23 protein-coding genes are annotated in these 20,688 nt (G+C 45.9%); 7 read left to right on the forward strand and 16 right to left on the reverse strand.

Annotation, left to right across the window (positions count from 1 at the left end; genetic code table 11):
• Positions 1-6 precede the first annotated feature (6 nt).
• From HMPREF0106_RS0125225 to HMPREF0106_RS03020, 10 genes are read right to left on the reverse strand one after another with little or no spacing between them, the layout of a single operon-like run.
• Positions 7-288: a hypothetical protein gene (locus HMPREF0106_RS0125225; RefSeq protein WP_009017568.1), complete on the reverse strand. Its 282-nt coding sequence runs from the start codon at positions 286-288 to the stop codon at positions 7-9.
• Between the two features lie 23 nt (positions 289-311).
• A complete protein-coding gene (locus HMPREF0106_RS03060; protein ID WP_009040991.1) occupies positions 312-1,142 on the reverse strand; it encodes a M23 family metallopeptidase in 831 nt (276 codons plus the stop codon).
• Positions 1,143-1,168: 26 nt separating this feature from the next.
• Positions 1,169-1,813, reverse strand: coding sequence for a hypothetical protein (locus tag HMPREF0106_RS03055; protein WP_009040992.1), 645 nt, complete (start codon positions 1,811-1,813; stop codon positions 1,169-1,171).
• Between the two features lie 12 nt (positions 1,814-1,825).
• On the reverse strand, positions 1,826-2,512 hold the full coding sequence (locus HMPREF0106_RS03050) for a hypothetical protein (RefSeq protein WP_009040993.1): 687 nt from the start codon (positions 2,510-2,512) through the stop codon (positions 1,826-1,828).
• Positions 2,513-2,524: 12 nt separating this feature from the next.
• Entirely contained in the window at positions 2,525-3,220 is a 696-nt protein-coding gene (locus HMPREF0106_RS03045) for a hypothetical protein (RefSeq protein WP_009040994.1), read from the reverse strand.
• Positions 3,201-3,686: a PH domain-containing protein gene (locus HMPREF0106_RS03040; RefSeq protein WP_004313632.1), complete on the reverse strand. Its 486-nt coding sequence runs from the start codon at positions 3,684-3,686 to the stop codon at positions 3,201-3,203. Before HMPREF0106_RS03040 ends, HMPREF0106_RS03045 begins: the two co-directional genes overlap by 20 nt.
• 12 nt (positions 3,687-3,698) lie before the next feature.
• A complete protein-coding gene (locus HMPREF0106_RS03035) occupies positions 3,699-5,390 on the reverse strand; it encodes a toprim domain-containing protein (protein ID WP_009040995.1) in 1,692 nt (563 codons plus the stop codon).
• Positions 5,391-5,394: 4 nt separating this feature from the next.
• On the reverse strand, positions 5,395-6,963 hold the full coding sequence (locus HMPREF0106_RS03030; protein ID WP_009040996.1) for a hypothetical protein: 1,569 nt from the start codon (positions 6,961-6,963) through the stop codon (positions 5,395-5,397).
• A gap of 25 nt (positions 6,964-6,988) precedes the next feature.
• Entirely contained in the window at positions 6,989-7,213 is a 225-nt protein-coding gene (locus HMPREF0106_RS03025) for a hypothetical protein (RefSeq protein ID WP_005836766.1), read from the reverse strand.
• A 20-nt stretch (positions 7,214-7,233) separates the two neighbouring features.
• On the reverse strand, positions 7,234-7,992 hold the full coding sequence (locus tag HMPREF0106_RS03020) for a DUF4099 domain-containing protein (protein WP_009040997.1): 759 nt from the start codon (positions 7,990-7,992) through the stop codon (positions 7,234-7,236).
• 221 nt (positions 7,993-8,213) lie between these two features.
• Between HMPREF0106_RS03020 and HMPREF0106_RS03015 the strand changes: the two genes are divergently transcribed.
• A complete protein-coding gene (locus HMPREF0106_RS03015) occupies positions 8,214-8,873 on the forward strand; it encodes a M23 family metallopeptidase (RefSeq protein ID WP_004323419.1) in 660 nt (219 codons plus the stop codon).
• Between the two features lie 32 nt (positions 8,874-8,905).
• Here the strand turns inward: HMPREF0106_RS03015 and HMPREF0106_RS03010 are convergent, their stop codons facing one another.
• Positions 8,906-9,742, reverse strand: coding sequence for a phosphoribosyltransferase family protein (locus HMPREF0106_RS03010; protein ID WP_004308677.1), 837 nt, complete (start codon positions 9,740-9,742; stop codon positions 8,906-8,908).
• Positions 9,743-10,047: 305 nt separating this feature from the next.
• Here HMPREF0106_RS03010 and HMPREF0106_RS26390 point away from each other — a divergent pair, with 305 nt between their 5' ends.
• The 3 genes from HMPREF0106_RS26390 (at position 10,048) to HMPREF0106_RS03000 (ending at position 11,810) form a co-directional block, all read left to right on the forward strand.
• Positions 10,048-10,278, forward strand: a complete 231-nt coding sequence (locus HMPREF0106_RS26390; protein ID WP_008776190.1) for a hypothetical protein — start codon at positions 10,048-10,050, stop codon at positions 10,276-10,278.
• 460 nt (positions 10,279-10,738) lie between these two features.
• A complete protein-coding gene (locus tag HMPREF0106_RS03005; RefSeq protein WP_008640403.1) occupies positions 10,739-11,305 on the forward strand; it encodes a ribonucleotide-diphosphate reductase subunit alpha in 567 nt (188 codons plus the stop codon).
• A 1-nt stretch (position 11,306) separates the two neighbouring features.
• Positions 11,307-11,810 (forward strand): SLOG family protein, encoded by a 504-nt coding sequence (locus tag HMPREF0106_RS03000; protein WP_009040999.1) that lies wholly within the window; start codon positions 11,307-11,309, stop codon positions 11,808-11,810.
• Positions 11,811-12,150: 340 nt separating this feature from the next.
• Here the strand turns inward: HMPREF0106_RS03000 and HMPREF0106_RS02995 are convergent, their stop codons facing one another.
• The gene (locus tag HMPREF0106_RS02995) at positions 12,151-12,636 is read right to left on the reverse strand and encodes a dihydrofolate reductase family protein (protein WP_004308674.1); all 486 of its coding nucleotides are present in this window, start codon (positions 12,634-12,636) and stop codon (positions 12,151-12,153) included.
• 179 nt (positions 12,637-12,815) lie between these two features.
• The gene (locus tag HMPREF0106_RS02990; RefSeq protein WP_008640400.1) at positions 12,816-13,016 is read right to left on the reverse strand and encodes a hypothetical protein; all 201 of its coding nucleotides are present in this window, start codon (positions 13,014-13,016) and stop codon (positions 12,816-12,818) included.
• 472 nt (positions 13,017-13,488) lie between these two features.
• Between HMPREF0106_RS02990 and HMPREF0106_RS02985 the strand changes: the two genes are divergently transcribed.
• Together HMPREF0106_RS02985 and HMPREF0106_RS02980 are read left to right on the forward strand one after the other, a co-directional pair.
• Positions 13,489-13,710, forward strand: a complete 222-nt coding sequence (locus HMPREF0106_RS02985) for a hypothetical protein (RefSeq protein WP_005777269.1) — start codon at positions 13,489-13,491, stop codon at positions 13,708-13,710.
• 12 nt (positions 13,711-13,722) lie between these two features.
• Positions 13,723-14,295 carry a hypothetical protein gene (locus tag HMPREF0106_RS02980; RefSeq protein WP_008640399.1) on the forward strand — a complete coding sequence of 191 codons (573 nt, stop codon included), beginning with the start codon at positions 13,723-13,725 and terminating at the stop codon, positions 14,293-14,295.
• 139 nt (positions 14,296-14,434) lie between these two features.
• Here the strand turns inward: HMPREF0106_RS02980 and HMPREF0106_RS28360 are convergent, their stop codons facing one another.
• The 3 genes from HMPREF0106_RS28360 to HMPREF0106_RS02970 are packed head-to-tail and all read right to left on the reverse strand — an operon-like array spanning position 14,435 to position 15,856.
• Positions 14,435-14,788: a hypothetical protein gene (locus HMPREF0106_RS28360; protein ID WP_004323416.1), complete on the reverse strand. Its 354-nt coding sequence runs from the start codon at positions 14,786-14,788 to the stop codon at positions 14,435-14,437.
• Positions 14,789-14,807: 19 nt separating this feature from the next.
• Positions 14,808-15,293 (reverse strand): hypothetical protein, encoded by a 486-nt coding sequence (locus tag HMPREF0106_RS02975; RefSeq protein WP_004308670.1) that lies wholly within the window; start codon positions 15,291-15,293, stop codon positions 14,808-14,810.
• Between the two features lie 5 nt (positions 15,294-15,298).
• Positions 15,299-15,856, reverse strand: a complete 558-nt coding sequence (locus HMPREF0106_RS02970; RefSeq protein WP_004308669.1) for a Panacea domain-containing protein — start codon at positions 15,854-15,856, stop codon at positions 15,299-15,301.
• Positions 15,857-16,395: 539 nt separating this feature from the next.
• Here HMPREF0106_RS02970 and HMPREF0106_RS02965 point away from each other — a divergent pair.
• Positions 16,396-20,433: an N-6 DNA methylase gene (locus HMPREF0106_RS02965; protein WP_009041000.1), complete on the forward strand. Its 4,038-nt coding sequence runs from the start codon at positions 16,396-16,398 to the stop codon at positions 20,431-20,433.
• The last annotated feature ends 255 nt before the right edge of the window (positions 20,434-20,688 follow it).

Here is a 20,688-nt window from a genome sequence, read left to right on the forward strand (position 1 = left end):
ATATGTTTATCCTATTCTATTCATTAATAATTGCTCTTTTGTCTGCTCGATGGCGTTGTGGTAAATTTCCATCTGTTTGGGATAAAACTCTTCCAGCCATACATCCTTCTCGATGTTGTCGTGAATGAAGCGTATCGCTTGTTCTCGCTCAATCTCCACCGATGCTTCGCCCTCTTCCCGGTTATTGAACCATGCTTTCGTCCACCAGCGCACACCGGCCCGGTCAGGATATACCGTGACTGCTCTCGGTATGTCAAAGCTCTGGATGTCTATGTCTAATTCTGCCAGTGGGTCAATGATACCACTATGGGTCAGGGCTTCGTCGTAGAGTTTTTTTTTACATCATCGCCCATCGTCGATAAGTACACGCCATGCCGTAGGGCAAGGTAATGCAGGAAGTCCGCAATGAGTAGGTTCTGCACCTTACAAGCAAGCGGCATTGCTTTATGTCCCAGTCCGAGTGGGTTGGATATACTTGGCATATTTTCATAGAAGTATTCTTTGACTGCTCCCATTGTAAAGACATGGCGGAGTGACTGCTCCGTATGTGGAGGAAGTCGGTATGCACCACGCTGTAAGTCTTCCATGTAGTAGGGCAGGAAACGTAGCATCAATTCCTCTATTTCCTGTCTGTCCTGCTCGTAATCGGTGGTCAGTGCCATCTCCATGTTGGGAGATGTTGCCGCTTCGCCTCCATCAGCATGACACAATGCTTGGATATTCCCATACAGCATGGTTAGAAATTCCAGCGGATTCAGTTCCTCACCCTTGAAGCGTATCCCGATATGCAGCTTGTCACCGCTTAAAGCTACAGTCTGTCCGGCCTTGACACGCTGTCCGAACTGGGCGAAGACATTTGACAAATGCCCATAGGTCACTTCATACTCCCCATAGCGTATAGTTTGGCAGATGCCGAGTGTAGGGTCATTGCCTATACCTGACACAATACCGCTGGCAACAGCCGCCAGCGTGTAACACCGTACATCGAAGTCGATGCCATGATGAAAATATGTTTTGCCCGTTGCCGGATCGGTTTGTTCGCCGTAGCCGAGCGATAGTTTCACATCCTTGCCCTTCCGTTCTTCAAAAGGCATACAGTATCCACTTTCGGATTGCAGGATCATTTCTTCTGTATATTTCATTATGTGATTATATTTGATTCGTATTCTTATCTTTTCATCCCTCCGTTATTCGTCTGTTCTTCAACGGGAAGAGCGGGTGTCTGTATTCGTTGTATGCTTCTCGTATCAGGTGTGCGGAAAATACCGGCATTGTTGCCGATAAGCATCATGCCGAGAAATGCACCGGCAATCTTGCCCAGCCAGCCGAAGCGTCCGAATATAAGAAATGCTGCTGCGACCAGTCCCGCTATACTCAATCCCGACACGTTACCCTGTCCGAGATTACGGAAAAAGTTACCGAACATATCGGAAACTCCGCCATTGGAGACTTGCCGTAGAAAATTCGATACTCCACCCAGTTTTGAGTCTATGCCGGCTACCGTACCGCTGACGGAACCGACTGCTTCTCCGGCTTTGCTTGTCAGTTCTCGCACACCGTCCGCTGCATCTGCAAGGGTATCCGTAGCCGATTTCCCTATGACCGCATCGCTTACGATATGTACCACGCTCTTATCTGTGGTTAGTTTCTCCCAACCCACATAACCGACTGCACCGCCGATGGCTGCGGTCTTGACGGCTTGTCCTGTGCCCCGTAAGGTTTGTGAAGGATGCAGTGCAGCATGTCCCATACTTCTTCCGGTAGCTTTTGCTGCTTTGCCGCCATATTTTAATATTGAATCCCAAATTCCCATATCATTACATTTTTAAGGTCTTACATTCTTTCCAATCTGTCGCCAACGTCGCTTGGCTGCGTCCACGATACTACGTTTATCGGCTTCGGGATGTGCACCCTCGTCGATTTCCCGCCAAATGTCGCCCATTGTCGTGTACTTTACCGCTTTGGTCAGTCGTTGCAGCTTTGTGTTCATTGTTTTGAGCTTTGGACGGATGCCAAAGACAATTTCCATACGCTCTTTTTCCGTCATCTTGTTCTCCGAAAGGCACGCTGTGCGTATATCGTTCACAATTTCTACACTGTTCATCATCAGTTCCCTATAAATCTTGTTGCGCTGTGTGGATAGGGCTACGGCAAGCGTATTGGCTGGACTTCGCTTCAATTGTTTGGTGAAGTCGCCCATATTGTCTGTCAGCCTCGATACCTCATAATAGAACCCATAAGTTTGCGCCGCATAGCAGACTATTGACCGGAAAGAGTTTAGATAGTTATTAAACTCTCGTTGCAGGTCTGTTGTCGCCTGCACTTCTTCTTTTGTCCAAATATGTCCGGTGGTCTGCATCAGCATGACCTTTTCCTGATTCTTCAGCTCCTTCTCTGCCTTTTCGGTATATACTGCAATCATTCCGGCCAGTACAGGGTCATTCTGCGCTTGTACCTCACCGATACCGATAAGACACAGCAGTAATATACTTATCCAAATTGTCCATTTCATAACTGATATATTTTATCGGACGAGAACTGCCGCCCTGTGCCAATGGGACAGAGCCATACGAGCTGCCTCACCGTTGTCACGGTCAAGCATTCCTGCCGTTACGTTGTTCCACACATCATTGAAAGTATAGTACCGTATGCTCAAATAGAGCAGATGCAACTTCCGGCTAAAATCCGATAGTTGGTCGTTCAACGCCCATAGCGTCTTGCTGCGTTCTGCCCCCGTAAGCATGTTTTCGTTGCTACCTTTGGCCACAGCGTCATTCAGCAATGTAAAAACAGAGACAAGTTCCGTTGCTGTTTCTATATAGAGGTTGTTCATGTTCATACTGGCCACAATGCCCTGCGGATTGTTTTGGATGGCCTTGCCTAATTTCCCCAGCGTGAGGAAAATCCGCACACCGTCATTGTAGAGATGCGTACAGGCTTTCAGTGATGAAGCGTAACCGCTTGCTGTCTTGAGGTAACTGTTGTACTGCTTCTCCCACTTGTGGATTTGGTTGAACTCGGTAGCGATGCTGTTTTGGAGCAAGGCTGTTTGTGTCTGTCCCTTTATTTGTTTTTCAATCTGCCCGTTTATCAGTTCGTTACCTTCGGCCAATGCAGTCCATTCCAACGGATTGGAAGCCGCAATTTGGGCTTCTGCCACCTGTGGAAGCAGGCATACCAGCGAGACAACCAGCCCCAGACTAATGATTCGTGATTTCATATATTCCCTTTTTTCGTTTGTTAGTTTCTACCCGTTCACGGATAATTGACACGAGGTCGTCCCTATGGAAGATACCGATCAGGTCAAGACGGGGCGTGTTTCTGTCCATTGAAAGGATACGTACGGTTTTCAGCCCACAAAATTGTTGCAGCAGGCTTTGGTGCTCTTGAAAATCCACGATACGATATAGCTCCATATAATCCACTTTGCGACGGATAATACCGTATTCACTGACAAGTTGTTCCGTGCCGATGCAATAACGGATTCGCCGCAGGTAGAGATAACGGTAGAGTAACAGTAACGAGAGTATCAAGGCAATTACTGTGGCAATAGCTGTCAATGGCAGCCCTTCCATGCCTCCGTACACCCATACAGTGCCGCACAGCACGAGAGTGGGCAGCTCGTTGATGACAAATTGCCCGGTATGTGGATGGATGACAATGGTTTTGTGACAAGTTCTCTGCATAGGTTTTATGGATTATCGGTGAAAACGGGAATGAAAGTCTTCTCTCATTCCGGAAAGAGAATTGGTTATATCCACTTCCAACCGGGCAAGTTCTTCCCGTATCTTGTACATTTCCTGAAAACCCTTATCTGACATTCCTTGGTCATTGGTTTCAAAGGAGAATATTACTCTGTCCGCACGTTCAAGACGCTTTCGCACAGCCTCATGGTCTGCTTCGTCGTATAATCCGTTTCGGATATGTTCCGGATTGACTTCGGGCAAATCGGACAAGGCATGATTCAGCGTGGCTTTACCGCTGATCTCCCAATCGTCAAGGTTGTCCTTCTCTGGTTTTATCCGTTTGCCGAGTAGCTGGTCGTTCCAATCCTTATAACCCTCTGCGGCAGATTCATACAAGATGCATCCTGTAGCTTCCGGACCGGAAATGGAAGCATCAATCGCTTTTTCGATGGCTTCCAGATTGCTTCTCATTTTCTCTAATTCTTCCTCACTGGCAGAACCTTCGTCACGAGCCATTTCGTACTCATCCATACAAACCATTTTCATTTCCTGTAGATAGCCGTCACCAATTCCCATGTCGTCACGCTCCCCATTCTTCAAATTTTGTTTTGCATCATTTATACCCAGAATGGCTGTAATCTTTTCAAAATTGAATGGTTCAAGTTCTATTTCATACTGTGAATAGTCTTCGCTGTTGTTCTGTACAATCAGTCTGCCGGTTTGTGACAGACAGGTGGAGAAGTTCCAGCCTGCATGAGTGAGAGCAAAGTGGATAGCATAGACTTGTCCGGCACGGTCATGATCGAAGCAAAGATGATGTGAGGCATGGGGAGTTGCTTTTATCGCTCCTTTGAATTGCTGCTGGCTCGGTGCCCCTCCGGTAGAGATGAATACCGCCTTTCGCAGATCCTTGTTCTGTGCCTGATGAAGTTGGTAATATGCCATCGCATCATAAGCACTTTCGAACCAATAGATATGTTTGGCGGAGGTGAGAGAAGTGCGGGCAGGGCTGGCAATCCACAGTCCCTCGCTTGAATTGCTCCCTGCGGCTTTGCCTTTGTAGCTGCCGCTCCCGTCCATACGGGCACGTCCTCGTTCTTCAAGTCCCACAATCGCTCCGTCGCCTTTGGGCAGGGTTAGTGGAAAGGACAGGTTCGTGTAGGTCGCACCGTCCTCCCGATGTTTCGTAGCCAGATAAAAATGCCGATGGAAGGCATATTGTGTATAAAGGTCGATACCTCGGCTTTTAAAATAAGGATAAAATTTTTTCTGCGTTTCCCGATTCTGCGGATTGAACTTATGAATGTCGTAATCCGCTATGTCAAATGGCTTTACATCTCGTTTAGGGTTCACTATTCGGGTTTTCCGTTCAGTGACAGGAATGTTCAGTAATCTGTTACAGACAAGATTCACCAGTCTGTCCGGAGACATACCCGCATGGTACTCCGTGAAAAAGTGCGGATGCTCCTTGATGAAGGAAATGATGTTATAAACTTTCTGTTGTTGTGCGTGGAAACAGCATTTTCCTTGTTGTGTCACAATAAATTTGTCACCACGGATACGTCTGCCGTCGCTGTCCAAACGAACATACGAGGGATAGCGCAGACCGTCACGACGGTTCAGGTGATACCCTGCATCAATCAATACGTCCTGGATGTTTAGTCGTTGCAGAAAGTCATCGTATGTAAGGTCTCCGTCTCTCATAGGTTTACCTCCCTCTTCTCATTTCATTAATATCTTGATTCATCTGTGCCTCGAAATTACGGATGGCCACATCTCTCGGTGTATCTACGCCGGGCTTGAAGTATGGATGTGGCGGTCCGCTGAAACGTTCGCCATAGAACTCCGGAGAGTAGTGGTGATGGAAGCCATGTGCGACTTCCGATGCCACCACCGCACCGGCGGTAAGGGCAGCGAATATCTTCACGCCAAGCCCCTTGTTCGCTTCAGGACGTGTCTTCATATCCACCTCGTTGAAAATCTTCGAAAAAAGTTTCATCCGGTGGTAATCATCCACAGCAAGAAACTTGTCGTAGTCTTTCTGGCTGATTTCGTGGCTGATGACCTGTCCGTCAATAACAGCGGACATCTTGTATTTACCCTCCGTCTGTGCCGGTTGCACGGCAATGTCACTGACCTCTACTTCCCGGCCATGTTTCTCCTCACGATACCAGCCTTTGCTTTCGTTGAGTAGTTGCAGGTCACGCCCGTCCACGGCTGCACCGATACTGCCCTGTATGTATTCCTGCCGCATCGGAGTTTCTTGCTGCATGAATAATTCTTGTTCCTGCCGCTGCCGTTCTTCCAGTTCATGCCGCACTTCGGGATGCAGGCCGATACTGATGTGTTGTTCGCTGTTGAGCTGTTCCATCGTTACTTTATCGGCAAAGTCCGCTCCGATAATGCCGTTCAGCAGATCCAGCCGTTTCTCCACAGGTTGTTCCTCGATGGATGCGGTAGCCAGTTTTTTCACTTCTTCTTCCGTCAGGTCATAGACCATATCGGCATTGACACTTTCCGATTGTACGGTCAGTGTCCTCCGTTCCATATCCACGATAAGACCGTGCGAAGTAAGGCACTCCGACCATTTCTCGTTGGAAAAATAGACTGGTGAAGCAATCAACTCCTTGTATGCTTGTGCCGGTTCCTTGCTGCGCGGACGGCTGACAAGCGGTGTAATGACCTCCTGCAAGTTCTTCAATACATCTTGCTGTACAATGGGTTGCTCCTGTTGACCGCCTTTGTAGTAAAAGCCGTAGCCACCCGATTGCAGTTCGCCGGGCTTCATGCGCCCGTCTGGGCGTTCGGGTACGATGGATGGCCCCGGAAAGAAAAGCTGCCCACCAACTCTGCGTAGGTGGAAACCCCACTGTTCGCGTGGTGTCCAACCAAGGAATGGAGGGGGCATACCCAGTCGCCCCATGTGTCCGTACTCACCGATACCGATGCGGTAGCCATGTAGCCCCATCGCCACGCGACCGTTGGCATTGCGGGCATGGACGAAATTTTTCGGCATATAGAAGTCTTTTCCTATGATACTCGTGAGTATGTTGTAGGCTTTCTTGTTGGCCGTATTCGTTCCCCAGTCCGTCAGAGCCAACATCTGTCGTTCTGTTATAGGATAGACCAATAACGGTGAATCATGCCCTTGCACAATCAGCCGGTAGCCGCCTCCGTCAAATGCGACATGGGCTTGAAGTCCGTTACGCATCAGTAGATTGCGCATTTCGGGTTGCAAGTCCATCTGCCGAGGATTAGTGTTTGTTCGTATCGTCATAGTCTGATGTTATGATGGTTACTTGTTATGCGTTGCCGTATTTCATAGCCGCTTCCAATTGTTCGTCTTTGAAACGGACAAACCCGGCGGCAGAATCTTCGCAGACCGTGAGTCCTTTTTCCTCACAGTAATGGGCGTACTCCTCCTGCCACTCGGCAGAAAAATGGTTGATGTAATCGAGCCAGCCGTATTCGCCGCTCTGCATCTTCTCGACGAGAATCTCTTCGGGATAATATTTCTGTTGTGCCATACGCTTATATTAAATAGGTTTTATTTGTGAATACCTGCCATTCGGTTACGCTCACCGCTTTTCTTCTGTTCGTTCCACAGTTCTTCGGTGTATTCCTCCTCTGGAACGTAGTCGAGAATGCCGTCATCATCCATCACCCAGCAACCGTAGCAACCGAAGGTGTACTTATCCCATTCACGCTTGGGTTGCTCTTTCCATTTCTGCGCGTCACCTGCGCAGAAACGGATGCCTGTCTTGTTGTGAAGGTCGATGCCTACCGTGACAGGTTCGCCATCCACTGCCACCGTCAGAGGCTCACCATGCTGCATTCCGTTTACTTCTACTGTACCTAAGTGCATTACCTCTGCCAGCACTTTCAGGTTACGGGCGATGATGGGTGTCGGAACATACATCACCTGTTTTGTCTCCTCGTCGATTTGCACGAAAGCTTTACTGCGTCGTCCGTCCGCCATAGCCACGTCTGCAATGATGGATTTGCCGTCAAGCAACTGTTTTTGCTGCTCCTCGTTGTAGCATTCCAGTGGTGACGACTTCAGTGTGGGATAAAAGACCACATCCACCTCGCCGCTATCCATACGGATAAAGGCAAACCGACTGCGACTCTCGATTACTTCGCCATTCTCGTTAGTGACACGCATGGGCAGTACCGGCGAGTAGCCGCCTTTCCCGATTTCTTTCAGGATACACAGGGGCAAATCTTCAATCATTTCTTGGGTAAGCCCAAAGCGGGCCAATGTCGGATAAGGCAGTTCGTTGAACTCAAATTGTTCTTTTTTCATATTCTGAACGATGTTATAAAATTATACTCAGCAAATATAGAGCGATTTCTTATCTGATGACTAAAACATTTCTTTATAAGTGATTATAAAGTGATATTTTTAATGTTTTGAATATGATTTTTCGCAAATAATCATATTCAAAATTGATTAAATAGTTATATTTGGAGAGAAAACAGTCGGCAATGGACAGACCATAAGAAGAGCGTGCTAACTTTGCTGCCATGAGAAAGATTTTATTATTGATGATGACGGGTGTCTCATTATGTATCACGCCAGCCAAAGCACAATTCAATACCGTTGCCGTTACCCCAACACGCTACAAGATGGAGGTATTGGATATGGGGTTAGACCAAGCGGAACCGGCATCCGAAAGCGAGATTTCCGTACAGGAAGTTTCAACAGGTATCCCGGTATCCGCAGATATGGATAAGAAAAAGTGGATGGATCGTTACTTGAGTGTAAGTTACCCGTTACGTTATATCAAGGTCACTTCGCCTTATGGCTACCGTAAGGACCCGTTTACGGGAAAGAGTAAATTTCATGGCGGACTGGACTTGCGCGCACGTGGCGACAAGGTGATGGCCATGATGGAGGGTGTGGTCGTGAAGGTCGGACAGGACAAGACTTCCGGCAAGTATGTAACCTTGCGGCATGGTAGGTACACCGTCAGTTATTGTCATCTCTCTAAAATTCTTATCGTCAAAGGGGCAATAGTTCATCCTCGTGATGTGGTTGGCATTACCGGCTCCACAGGACGCAGCACCGGCGAACACCTGCATATCACCTGCAAACTCAATGGCAGGAGTATCAGCCCCTCGCTTATACTCGATTATATCCAATCCATCCGGCAGGAGTGTATATCAGCATTGGCAGGTTTGTAAAAGAGAAGTGAAAAGGGCTGAAAACGTTCCGGTTACTTTGTCATCCGTTCAATAATATGGGCAATATGGTTGCCCCAGACGTGTATTTGTACAAGGAGCATCGAAGGCATGGAGAGCGTCTTGCCATAGAAGATAGCCGCCACTACTTTGCCACCGCACCGTTCTATCTCTTCCTTGTAATCCACCACGCTTTGCCCGGTTGTCAGCACATCATCTATGATGATAATCTCTTTCCCTTTGATTTTTCCGGTAATGAGGTAGTTTCGTTCGAGGATACGCTTCTCTCCACCTTTGGCCTCATGCAGGCTTTCTCGTGCATCGCAAATATCAACGTCGTACAGTCCTGAAGTTAAATCCTGTCGGTGCTTTCCGATGTACCAGTCGAGCCGTTTGAACCGTTGACCGTATTTTATCCAGTTGCTACACGGCATGAACATTATATGGTAAGGTCTCTTTTTCAGTTGCAAGGCATTCATACACGTTTTAAAGAACTCGATTCCGTGTATATCTCCTTGTTTGAACTGGTAGATGGAATGGCAGAAAGCCCTCTGTTCATCATTGAGCAGCGCATTGTATCGTGACGGATAGTAATATCCGTAAAAGGAGATTCGGATGCCTCGTAACTTGAACGGCTTATGGGGAGAATGGCCATCAAACCGTTCGGGATGCAAGAGACAGAACATACGGCAGGCTTCCCGATGACCGGCCATTACCGCCAGACGGCAGTAACGTTCACGTTCCTCGCTCTTTTCGGTCAACCGTGCGGCGGCGAATGCCGCTTCTCCTGCTTTTCGTCGCCAGTAGCCGATAATATACCACAATGCCCCAATTGTGAAAAGCAGGAGTATGAACAATAGTCTTGCATTCATCGTATTTTTATTTGAATGAAGCGGCCCGTTTCAATCTGGTAATTTACAACATTACGGTGTATTTCGACATAATCGGATATGGGGGTTATGGCTTCATTACTTATATCAAATTCGTTTTCACTCACTTGCAAAGTTAGCAAAATCGTGGCACTAATCTAAAATAGCACCGATAATTTATAAGCCATATCACTTTTATATCATAAAGTCTTACCCATACAATTTCCTCTTTTAATTGTACATGCTCAACTTTTATAGAAGATGTTCGCCCTGACCGGTACACGGCAAATGGCATACAAGTCTGCTATATGCTGTGTACCAGTCTTTGGGATAAAGCAAGGACGATGGCACATTTGCCACAAGTGTCAATCAAGCCAACCTGTTGTCCTTGCAGCGACCTCTGCTATCTGTTCTTTTGTAACCGGCAATGCCGTCTGTTTGTTTTTATAGCTTCGCCCCACACCATCAGCGGAGCGTCACAGGACTTGTCCGCAAGAGACATTCACTCACCTTATGGCAGCAGAGCTGCTATGGGGTGAGTGAAAGACTCTTTACGGAAGCCAAACATGAAAAGACCGTACACCTCGGTCACAAACTGCCAAGGCTTACGCTTCGCCAGATTTGAGACTAAGTTGTACGGTCACTTCATCGGGAAGTTTGGACCGGCAAGCCACAGACGCTCCACTGCCCACCCATTCCTTTTATAAATCTTGCACCTATTCTACATGTCTATATGACAACCGCCTGTAGTAAGAAAGCATATTCTGTTTGTCGGTTAGCTCTGCCGTAGTCATATTTTCCGCAAAGTAAGCCGCCTTTTACCAAACATCAAATCGCCACTATCGCTGGAACGAAAAATCTTCCTCTGACACGTCAGAGCGTATTTCTTGTCCCCGTTTTGTCTTATCGGTATTCTTGGGCGGCAGTTGATGGCAGAAAATATCCCTCAGCAGGCTGAACAGCCTTCAAAAAGAGGGAAAAAGAAAAATTATCAGAGTTATGGCAAAGACGATAGACATAGAACTTCAAAAACAGTTGGACAAGCCACAGGCATGGTTCTGTAAGTATTTTCCTGCACGCATACGCAATGTGAGTGAGCGTGAGATAGCAGACCGCAAGTTAGTCTTTGATTTCAAGGATGGACGGGCATACGAAGAGGTTGCTCAACGCACGGCAGCCAACATGACCGGACGTTATGGAACATCATGTACCAACATTGTATTTTCTCCCGTACCGGCATCCACCGATAAGAAGAACGAGATACGTTACAAAGCATTCTGCCAAAGAGTATGCGAACTGACGGGAGCTATCAATGGTTATGACCATGTATCAGTGGGTGGTGAGAGGCTAACCATTCACGAAAACCGTAAGGCAGAGAAAGAAGTCCGTAAGGTAAACGTCATTGAGTTTGATTCGGCTTTTTTCAACGGCAGGTCTGTGGTAGTCTTTGATGATGTGATAACCAAAGGGCTGAGTTATGCTACCTATGCCAATCAGCTTGAAAGCCTTGGTGCTAATGTACTCGGAGGTATATTCCTCGCAAGAACCCATTACAAAGTGAAATAATATGACCCAGACAAAGTATGATAAGGCAGTGTCCGTTTGCTTCAGTGGACACCGCAATATTCCATTCCTATACAGGAAGCAACTGAAGCTGCAATTAAAGGTAGCGATAACCAAGGCATACTCTGGAGGTTATCGTCATTTTTACTGTGGTTGTGCCATGGGGTTTGATATGCTGGCGGCAGAAGTTGCTCTTGCGTTGCAGTCCGAATTGTCAAGTCTGCAAGTTATTGCCGTAGTACCGTATCGCGGACAATCCGAGCGGTGGAACGATGCGATGAAAGCCCGGTATGATACTATTCTCTGTAACTCGGATGATGTTATCATCCTGAGCGAACACTACTACCATGGCTGTTTGCTTCGACGCAACGACTATATGGTTTTTCACAGTTCGTCTCTTATTGCCTGGTATGACGGAAACCCCAAGGGTGGTACGTTTTATACTTATCGTAAGGCTACAGCGAATGGACTAAAAGTTCTAAATCTCTATGGCAGCTCAATCGTATAACAGCCATCTTGTTTTCGCATATTCCGAGCCGTAGCGTTAACTCCTTTGCCATTCATGTAAAGGCTGTTTTGTCAGCCATAGCGTGATATGGCAAAGTACGCTATTAGTTCTGATGTATTGCCCGGCTTTACCTATGTACCGGTTTAGTTGGTGTGCTGTATTTTTATATCTTCGGAGGCTCCATCCTCCTTATATCTTTCTCTACCTTTTTTAGTATTCGGCTTAAAAAGTAATATACTTGCCTTACTTTTCGCCTATTTAGCATGTTTAGGGCACGTCTTTTATAATAAAAGTGCAGCAATTGGTTGCTGCACTTTTGCTATAATATCTATTTGTCATATTAGACCTTCCCGTACACCGTCCTCATTTTTCCGTCCACCAGCACCTTATTTGACCGCACAATCCAAGCTCTGCCGTCATTCAATCCGCATTCCAATGCCTTTTCGCCGCCGCCGATTAGTACCGGAACGGTTGTCACTGTGATTTCGTCCGCCAGCCCGTTATCCAAGAGTAAAGCCCCGATTTCCTCACCGTAAGCCACCACCATACCGTCGCCGTCTTCCTTCATCTGTCTCAGTTCTGCCACTGCATCTCCTTGGATGAACTTCACTCGTTCATTCTCCGTCAGGTCGATGCCGCCGTTCGTCACAACCAAAGTCTCTTTCGCCGTAATCGGCCAACCCAAATGGTTCATATAAATACGCAGGTAAGTTTCTTCGTCAATCAGCACACAACTGGAGGCATCCACAGCCGCATCAAAATGCTTGTCCGAAGGAGCTGGACAACCGTCGATGGACTGGTACACGTGCAAGGAAATCTGTTTCATATTCAATGTGTTTTTAAGAATTATGTCCACCTTGCACCCTAAAGAACAGCATGAACCCACACTATTCCGGAATAGAGGTACTGCCATACCTAAAAGGCAGATAAGCAAACCCTTGCTGTATAAACATACAGTATGAATATTTTGCTATACATCTTGTCTTTTTGATAAGTGTTAGTTTTCTATTCCAAGACGTTCAGTGAACGTATAATATGTATATCAATCTCCGCCTGTTTCCAAGCCGAGTATGAATCTTCCATGTCACGACAATGACCGTACCTGAAAGTACCGTCTGCTGTCTTCATTTTGACAAAGATAACGAAAGATTGGCGGACAAGCAAACAAAAACCATTGTTTTTCAGATTGCCTGTTCCGAACTGCATTCTGTCTTATCAAAAAGACTTACTCATTCCCTATGATTTAATGCAGTCGTCATTCTGCAATTATCAAGAGATGGGCCAATCCATCCGATTCCACCTCCCTTTATAGTTCACCTTCCTCCGATATAGTACGGGCAATTCGTTCCGGTTGTCCGTTACCCTGTTTTAACACCCCTGTTTTACAGTTTTATTCATCCCTTTCTATTTGATTGTCATTTATTATCGTTTTGCTGCTGCCGTGCGACCTCTCGTGGACTTATTTTCCCGCAAAGGTAATAGGCTGCTCCAATCTTGCCAATGCCGGCGTTCCGCTGCGAGTGAGTCGTAAAAATCTTCCTCTCCGTCTGTCGAGCGTATTTTTCCGCATCAGCCTTGTCAGATTGTTTCCGCCACCTTTTGGAGGCAGAAAAATAAATCCCAAAGGTCGCAAACAGGCCGAAAAAAGGGAAATAGTAACAATAAAAAAAATAACATTATGAAAACAGAGATTAGGCAGAATGGCAAAGTGATACTATCGAGTACAGACGATATATCCATTCCGATGATTTTCAAAAACTTATGTGGTAAGAACTTTTCTGGAAACGACTATCAAAACTATCTCAGAACAGTTTGTCAGGATATTGGTGTTACGACGGGGGCGATTGAGTATTATGCCGACAACGTTTTGATTGAGAAAGCAACTATTCCTGAATTTTAAAAACTATATACAATGAAAAGGAAAGAGAAAGCAGCAGTAGATGAATTTGTTGCCCTTGTAGGAGGCAAGACATGGGAACCTGTACGCCATAAATGTATGGGTAAATGGAGTGGTATGACCGATTACGGTTTTGTCATAGACGGACGGATAACGCTCTTTGTTTCCAATAGTATGGCATACTTTAAGAAACGGATTCGTGAGTGGATTAAGTCGATACATACTTTTGAAGCGAAGAAAGATTGCTATCTCCGCTTGCTACGTGAACAAATTGAAAAGGACAACGACAAGGCAAAGGACGAAAAGTTAAATCCTGTCAGACTGATAGACATCGGTATCTTATCCCCCGAAAGCAATAGCCCGTTTGATTTTTTTGTCCCTTATGTGTTAGTCGAAATAAACGGCAGGCGGTTCAAGCATCAAACAGCGGAGTTAAGTTGCGCTATTATGGTGGATAGTTTGGCAGGATACCTTGAAGAATGCAACTGCAAGGATATATACACAGCAAGGGCAGTGCGTACACCTGACTACATTTTTTGCGGTGTGCGATTTGACTCCCGTGATAATATGTATAAGATTGGAAAGTAGAGATTAATGATGTCTGAAGAAGTTATCACTTACAACGATAACTCCAGTCGTTTTAAAGGACGGCATCAGCATTTGACCTACTAAATACATAAGTTCCCAATTTACGATTGGAGACTTATGTATTTTTCTGTATGGAAAACTAATCAAATAATCGCTGACTTATCATCCAGTCATTAAGCACGTCCGGATCTACACGATTTGTAAGATTCACATTTTTACTCAAACAACCGATTTTCTCACCTCTTAAATAAATAACTGGTGGGGTTAATGTATTCGGATTGTATGGACTTAACGATGAACTGGGACTTCCATATATGGAATACCGATTCTTGAAAGATATACTTGAAAAGTGACTACCGTATATATTCTCGTTGTTGGATATGGAATCAGGAGTAGATGTGTTCAACGACAATCTGCCTAAATACAAACCGTCATTTGCCAATAGAAACGATTCTTTCCTTGAAATTCTGGTATCTAAACCTATTCTATCCATGCCCTATGATTTAACGCCATTATTTAATAATGCCATAACGTCTTTTAGTTGCATTATCGAACACCTCTGTCTCTCTTAGAAACTGCATTACCCGTTCCCTGTCTTCGGAAATCAGGCAACCTTTCAGTTTACCGTTCTTTTCCGTGATTTTTAATTTTGAAAGTTCGAATATATCGGAACAATCCAGCCAACTGTCATAGTCCAGAATATCACGATAGTTCCGAACCATCAAAGGATATTGGCAGTCCAGTAGCTCTTCCGACCTCTTGGAAGAATCTATTTCCGAATTTATCAGTAAGGCACCGATAGCGACACCTTCCGGAGTAAAGCCGATAATAACAATATATTTATTGCGGTCTTTATATCCGTCTTTTAGTATCAGTCCGTCCTCTTCGTCCAAGGGGACATAAATAATGTCACCAATTTTGACTGATGACATATCTACTTGCTCAGCTTTGGCCATTATAGCTTTCAGCTTTTCCAATGCACCGGTTTTGTCGTCCATTTGATTTAAGATAAAGCGTTCTTGACAATCTGCTTTTCTCGGATATAATCTACCATGTCCTTGGTAGCCTTTCCTGCCCGGGCTATATCTATAATGGTAATGAAGTTTTTTTGAGGATCATCCTGAATGCGTGTCATCGCTTCTTCCCATGCCGAGTCATGCGACAAATCGGACAAGTCATAAGGGTCTGTATCCTTATATTTAGCGATAGCAGCGTCAAGACAACGTTTGTTGGCACCTGATATATAGTCCATATCGGGTACGGCAGAAGTATATACCTTCTTGTCACGAACCTCTATGTCTGAAAGGAACTCGTCAAAATTCCCATCCAAAGGTTTGCCTTCTGCAATTTGCAGTGCCTTGTAGGTATAGGCTGGCACCGGGCCATGCTTCAATGCTCTGAAAGAGTCTTCAACAATCACTTTGCCATATTTGACAAGATGGTCCTGTTGGGCAAAATAAAGTATTTTAAATAACTTTATATAGTCCACTCCTTGAGTGAAACTCTGCATGATGTAGAGTACCACTGCTCTTATTTTAGCAATCTGTATAGCTGTTTTCATTTCAAAAAAATCTATGCGATTACAAAGATACAACTAATTTGCTGAATAATACGCTCATGATACAAAAAAAATAGTCCGTTGCATTTTTTTACGACATTTAATATAGTCGTCATTCTGAGAGTAATAGACTGCAATTATCAAGAGATGGGCCAATCCACCCGATTCCACCTCCCTTTATAGTTCACTTTCCTCCGATTATAGTACGGGCAATCCGTTCCGATTGCCCGTTACCCTGTTTTAACACCCCTGTTTTACAGTTTTATTCATCCCTTTCTATTTGATTGTCATTTATTATCGTTTTGCTGCTGCCGTGCGACCTCTCGTGGACTTATTTTCCCGCAAAGGTAATAGGCTGCTCCAATCTTGCCAATGCCGGCGTTCCGCTGCGAGTGAGCCGCAAAAATCTTCCTCTCCGTCTGTCGAGCGTATTTTTCCGCATCAGCCTTGTCAGATTGTTTCCGCCACCTTTTGGAGGCAGAAAAATAAATCCCAAAGGTCGCAAACAGGCTGAAAAAAGGGAAAAAAAGAAAGGTTAAATTATGAGTTACAACAAATTGAAATCATTGGTAGCGAACGTGGAAGCCATAGAAACGGCAATGAAAATCCAAGTTCAAGGCAGGCAGGCCACTGCGGAAGAAAAAGAAATTTTATCCCGATATTCTGGTTTCGGGGGTATCAAAGAAGTGTTGAATATAGGTACGGACAAGCCCATAAGTGGTGATATGCAAGAACCGATACAAAGATTGCAGGAGTTAATCAATGCTTACCCTCATTTCACAGAACCCATGCGACACAATGTCATAGAGGGTATCAAAGCATCTGTACTGACAGCATTTTACACTCCTAAATTCCTTGTTGATGCAGTGGTGCGGCAGATACACGCCACGTTCAGCGAAAACGGCCTCAAAATGCGTTCATTTCTCGAACCGAGTGCAGGTATAGGCGGTTTTCTGCCCATAGCCATGTCCGGCACGTATGACTATGCCATTGAGAAAGATCTCATTTCGGGGATGATACTTTCCCTGCTCCATGAGAACACACTAACACGGACGGCTGCATTTGAAACCATTGGAGAACAAGGTTTTGAGCATACAACTTTCGATGTCATAGCCTCCAACATCCCGTTTGGCAATTTCCGGGTATTCGATGCGGAGCTGTGGAAGAAAGGCGGTATGTACGAACAGGCCACCAAGACCATACACAACTACTTTTTTGTCAAAGCGATGGAGTTGTTGAATGAGGGTGGATTATTGGCTTTCATCACATCGAGGGGCATAGCCGACACGCCCGGTAACAAGTTCGTACGTGAATATCTTGTAAATCATGCAGACCTGATAAGTGCAATCCGTCTGCCCGATATGCTTTTCATGCAGACAAGCGGTATAGAGGTAGGCAGTGACCTGCTGATATTCCAAAAGCACACGCACAAGACGGTACTCTCACAACGGGAACAACTGTTTTTACAAGTAGGCAGGGAAAAGGCGGACGCCATAGGCACAATGACCGAATACGCCAACAAATTGTTTACCATGCCGAAAACTACCCTTGCAACAGGTAGCCGCATTGTACAGAACCAATACGGAAAATATGTGCGCAAATACCAATGGCAGGGAAATGAAAATGCCATGTCGCAATATCTCGCTGCACTGCTGAAACTCGACTTTGGCCGATATTTCCGCAAAAGTCTTTTCACAGGGAACGGACAGGGCAGCGAACATATGCAAATGTCCCTTTTCGGGAATGTAGCGATGAAACAAGTAGTAAAAGGTAAACGAGCCTACACGGATGGGGTGGAAGCATGGATGAAAGATGGCGCAATGGTACTGTTTGAGGGCCAGGTGGGTACTATCCAATATCGAAAATCAAGTCTTTATCAAGAGGTAGCCATTGATTTTGTGCCGGTGGACGAGGGTAAGGTCAATACAGATAGGGCGAAAGATTATTTTCCTATACGCAAAGCATACTTTGAACTGTCAATCAAAGAAAGGGAAGAACAAAAAGAGGATAACGGATTGCGTAGAGAGCTGAACGCTCGATACGATGCCTTTGTTGCCAAATGGGGCTGTTTCCACGAGAACGACAACAAGGAGTTTATCATGCTTGACAGCCTCGGCGTGGAAGTCTTTACAATAGAAATGCAGCTTGGAAAGGATTTAGTCAAGTCCGACATCATGCGTGAACCTGTGGCGTTCAAGAAGATAGACCCGAACAAACGGCTGACACCGATTGAAGCGTTGGCAAGCTGCTTGAATTTCTACGGCAGGGTTAATATGGACTACCTGATGCAGTCCACGGATAGTGCCGAGGAAGAAATCATCGGCGACCTCAAAGGTGAAATATTTTACAATCCCGCTATCGGGGAGTGGGAGCACAAAGGCAAGTTCCTTTCAGGCAATGTCATAGCCAAATGCAAGGAGATAGGTTCTTACTTATCCGAACTCACGGACAGGGAAAAAGATTGGACGGAAACTGCTGTAAAGGCTTTGGCGGATGTGACACCCGAAGCGATACCCTACGAGGAACTCGACATTAACATGGGCGAGCGTTGGATTGACACTAAGTTATATGCCGATTTTGCAACTGAACTTTTCGAGACCGAGACAAGCGTAATGTATTTCGATGTGAACGACACCTACATGGTACGTCTGCAAAGTTACTCTCCGGTGGCTTACAACACCTATTTCGTTCGTAACTATAACGGTGAGGATTTGTTTGTTCATGCCCTGCATGATACTGTACCTGAAATCACGAAAGAGATATACCGCAATGGTGATAAGGTGCGTGTACCGGACGAGGAAGCCATACAGGAGGCAGCCACCAAGATACAGGAGATTAGAGACCGTTTCAACCGCTGGCTTGACAGGCAGCCGATAGAGGTTCGGGACGAGCTGGTGAGAGTGTATAATGAGCGTTTCAACTGCTATGTCAGGCCGCACTATGACGGTTCGGCACAAACCTTTCCGCAGCTCTCTTTCGAGCAATTTCCATACGATAGCCTCTATCCCTCACAGAAAGATGCTATCTGGATGATTAAGCAGAACGGAGGCGGTATTTGTTGGCACGAGGTAGGCACAGGTAAGACGATGATAATGTGTGTTGCCGCCTACGAAATGAAACGTCTCGGATTGGCACACAAGCCGCTTATTATCGGGCTGAAAGCCAATGTGCACGAAATCGCCGATACGTTCCGTAAGGCATACCCTACGGCCAAAGTTCTCTATCCGGGCAAGGACGATTTTACCCCTGCCAACAGGCAAGAGGTCTTTTCAAAAATCAAGAACAACAACTGGGACTGCATCATACTCACGCACGACCAGTTCGCCAAGATACCGCAGTCAGAAGAAACCATGATAGATATATTCACGGAAGAGCTTGTCGATGTGGAACGTAACCTTGAATTTTTGGAGCAGTCCACTATGCGTTACCGTAGCGGAAAGATGCAGGAGGGGTTAGAAAAGCGCAAACAGAACCTTGGGGCTAAATTACAAGAACTGCGTATGAAAATCAATAATCGGAAAGACGATGCTGTGGACTTCCACACAATGGGAATAGACCATATTTTTGTAGATGAGTGCCATATTTTCAAGAACTTAATGTTCCAGACACGCCATAACCGTGTGGCAGGTATCGGCAACACCAAAGGCTCTCAAAGGGCAATGAACCTCTTGTTCGCCATTCGTGACATCCAACTTCGTACAGGTCGTGACCTTGGGGCTACGTTTCTGTCGGGTACAGTGGTGGTAAATGCACTGACCGAACTATATGTGATGTTCAAGTATTTGCGTCCGCAGGAGCTTCAACGGCAACGGATTAGCTGTTTCGATGCGTGGGCAGCCATATTCACAAAGAAAACGGCAGATTATGAGTTGAACGTGACAGGCTCGGTGAAGCGCAAAGAGCGTTTTCGTACTTACATCAAAGTACCGGAACTGGCAATGTTCCTGCGTGAGATTACGGATTACCGTACAGCCGACATGATAAATCTTGATGTGCCTGAGAAGAACGTGCGTTTCCTCTCTTATCCCCCGACAATTGAGCAGGAGGAAATGATAGGACGCTTGGTTTCTTTTGCCGGTAGCGGCCAGTGGAAGGACTTGGGGCTTGACGTTCCGCAACCCGACAACCTCGACAAGGCTAAAATGTTGGTTGCGACCAATGTAGCCCGAAAAATGGCTCTTGATATGCGCTTGTTGGGTGACAAGTTCAAGGACGATACCGATAACAAGGCTTCTATCTGTGCGAGGACAATCTATGATTACTATATACGCTCGAATGGTAATCGGGGTACACAGTTCGTGTTCAGCGACCTTGGTACATACAAACCGAACGAATGGAACATATATACCGACATCAAAGAAAAGTTGGTACGGCTCGGTATTCCTGCTGATGAAATACAGTTTATCCAATGCGCCACTACCGAGAGGGCAAGAAAAAAGCTGTTTGAAGAAATGAACAACGGCAAGGTGCGAGTTCTTTTTGGAAGTACGACCATGTTAGGTACAGGAGTGAACGCCCAACAAAGGGCTGTGGCGGTGCATCACCTTGAAATACCTTGGGTGCGACATGAAGTCGCATAGATAATTGTTGGAATGATACTTACGGGTATCAGCTTTAACCCGCTGTTCCGTCAGCGGTAGCCTACCGACCGATGCACCTTAATGTTGTATTAAGCGGTCGGGACGAAGTACACTTTCGCAAGACAAGACAGAACCGTGAGGGGAAGTCAAGTACGGTTAGTATCATACCGTAGAGTGGCGAGGCTGGATAGTATGGTTAGCGCAAGCGAACTGTTAGTAAACTTCGTAATGTCACGAAAGAGTGTAAGATACTGG

This window comes from Bacteroides sp. D22, from assembly GCF_000163675.1.
GTDB lineage: Bacteria > Bacteroidota > Bacteroidia > Bacteroidales > Bacteroidaceae > Bacteroides > Bacteroides xylanisolvens.

Coding starts and splice junctions, on each gene's coding strand:
- HMPREF0106_RS03060 (WP_009040991.1), bottom strand. CDS start 1,142: ATGAAATATACAGAAGAAATGATCCTGCAATCCGAAAGTGGATACTGT.
- HMPREF0106_RS03055 (WP_009040992.1), bottom strand. CDS start 1,813: ATGGGAATTTGGGATTCAATATTAAAATATGGCGGCAAAGCAGCAAAA.
- HMPREF0106_RS03050 (WP_009040993.1), bottom strand. CDS start 2,512: ATGAAATGGACAATTTGGATAAGTATATTACTGCTGTGTCTTATCGGT.
- HMPREF0106_RS03045 (WP_009040994.1), bottom strand. CDS start 3,220: ATGAAATCACGAATCATTAGTCTGGGGCTGGTTGTCTCGCTGGTATGC.
- HMPREF0106_RS03040 (WP_004313632.1), bottom strand. CDS start 3,686: ATGCAGAGAACTTGTCACAAAACCATTGTCATCCATCCACATACCGGG.
- HMPREF0106_RS03035 (WP_009040995.1), bottom strand. CDS start 5,390: ATGAGAGACGGAGACCTTACATACGATGACTTTCTGCAACGACTAAAC.
- HMPREF0106_RS03030 (WP_009040996.1), bottom strand. CDS start 6,963: ATGACGATACGAACAAACACTAATCCTCGGCAGATGGACTTGCAACCC.
- HMPREF0106_RS03025 (WP_005836766.1), bottom strand. CDS start 7,213: ATGGCACAACAGAAATATTATCCCGAAGAGATTCTCGTCGAGAAGATG.
- HMPREF0106_RS03020 (WP_009040997.1), bottom strand. CDS start 7,992: ATGAAAAAAGAACAATTTGAGTTCAACGAACTGCCTTATCCGACATTG.
- HMPREF0106_RS03015 (WP_004323419.1), top strand. CDS start 8,214: ATGAGAAAGATTTTATTATTGATGATGACGGGTGTCTCATTATGTATC.
- HMPREF0106_RS03010 (WP_004308677.1), bottom strand. CDS start 9,742: ATGAATGCAAGACTATTGTTCATACTCCTGCTTTTCACAATTGGGGCA.
- HMPREF0106_RS26390 (WP_008776190.1), top strand. CDS start 10,048: ATGCTGTGTACCAGTCTTTGGGATAAAGCAAGGACGATGGCACATTTG.
- HMPREF0106_RS03005 (WP_008640403.1), top strand. CDS start 10,739: ATGGCAAAGACGATAGACATAGAACTTCAAAAACAGTTGGACAAGCCA.
- HMPREF0106_RS03000 (WP_009040999.1), top strand. CDS start 11,307: ATGACCCAGACAAAGTATGATAAGGCAGTGTCCGTTTGCTTCAGTGGA.
- HMPREF0106_RS02995 (WP_004308674.1), bottom strand. CDS start 12,636: ATGAAACAGATTTCCTTGCACGTGTACCAGTCCATCGACGGTTGTCCA.
- HMPREF0106_RS02990 (WP_008640400.1), bottom strand. CDS start 13,016: ATGCAGTTCGGAACAGGCAATCTGAAAAACAATGGTTTTTGTTTGCTT.
- HMPREF0106_RS02985 (WP_005777269.1), top strand. CDS start 13,489: ATGAAAACAGAGATTAGGCAGAATGGCAAAGTGATACTATCGAGTACA.
- HMPREF0106_RS02980 (WP_008640399.1), top strand. CDS start 13,723: ATGAAAAGGAAAGAGAAAGCAGCAGTAGATGAATTTGTTGCCCTTGTA.
- HMPREF0106_RS28360 (WP_004323416.1), bottom strand. CDS start 14,788: ATGGATAGAATAGGTTTAGATACCAGAATTTCAAGGAAAGAATCGTTT.
- HMPREF0106_RS02975 (WP_004308670.1), bottom strand. CDS start 15,293: ATGGACGACAAAACCGGTGCATTGGAAAAGCTGAAAGCTATAATGGCC.
- HMPREF0106_RS02970 (WP_004308669.1), bottom strand. CDS start 15,856: ATGAAAACAGCTATACAGATTGCTAAAATAAGAGCAGTGGTACTCTAC.
- HMPREF0106_RS02965 (WP_009041000.1), top strand. CDS start 16,396: ATGAGTTACAACAAATTGAAATCATTGGTAGCGAACGTGGAAGCCATA.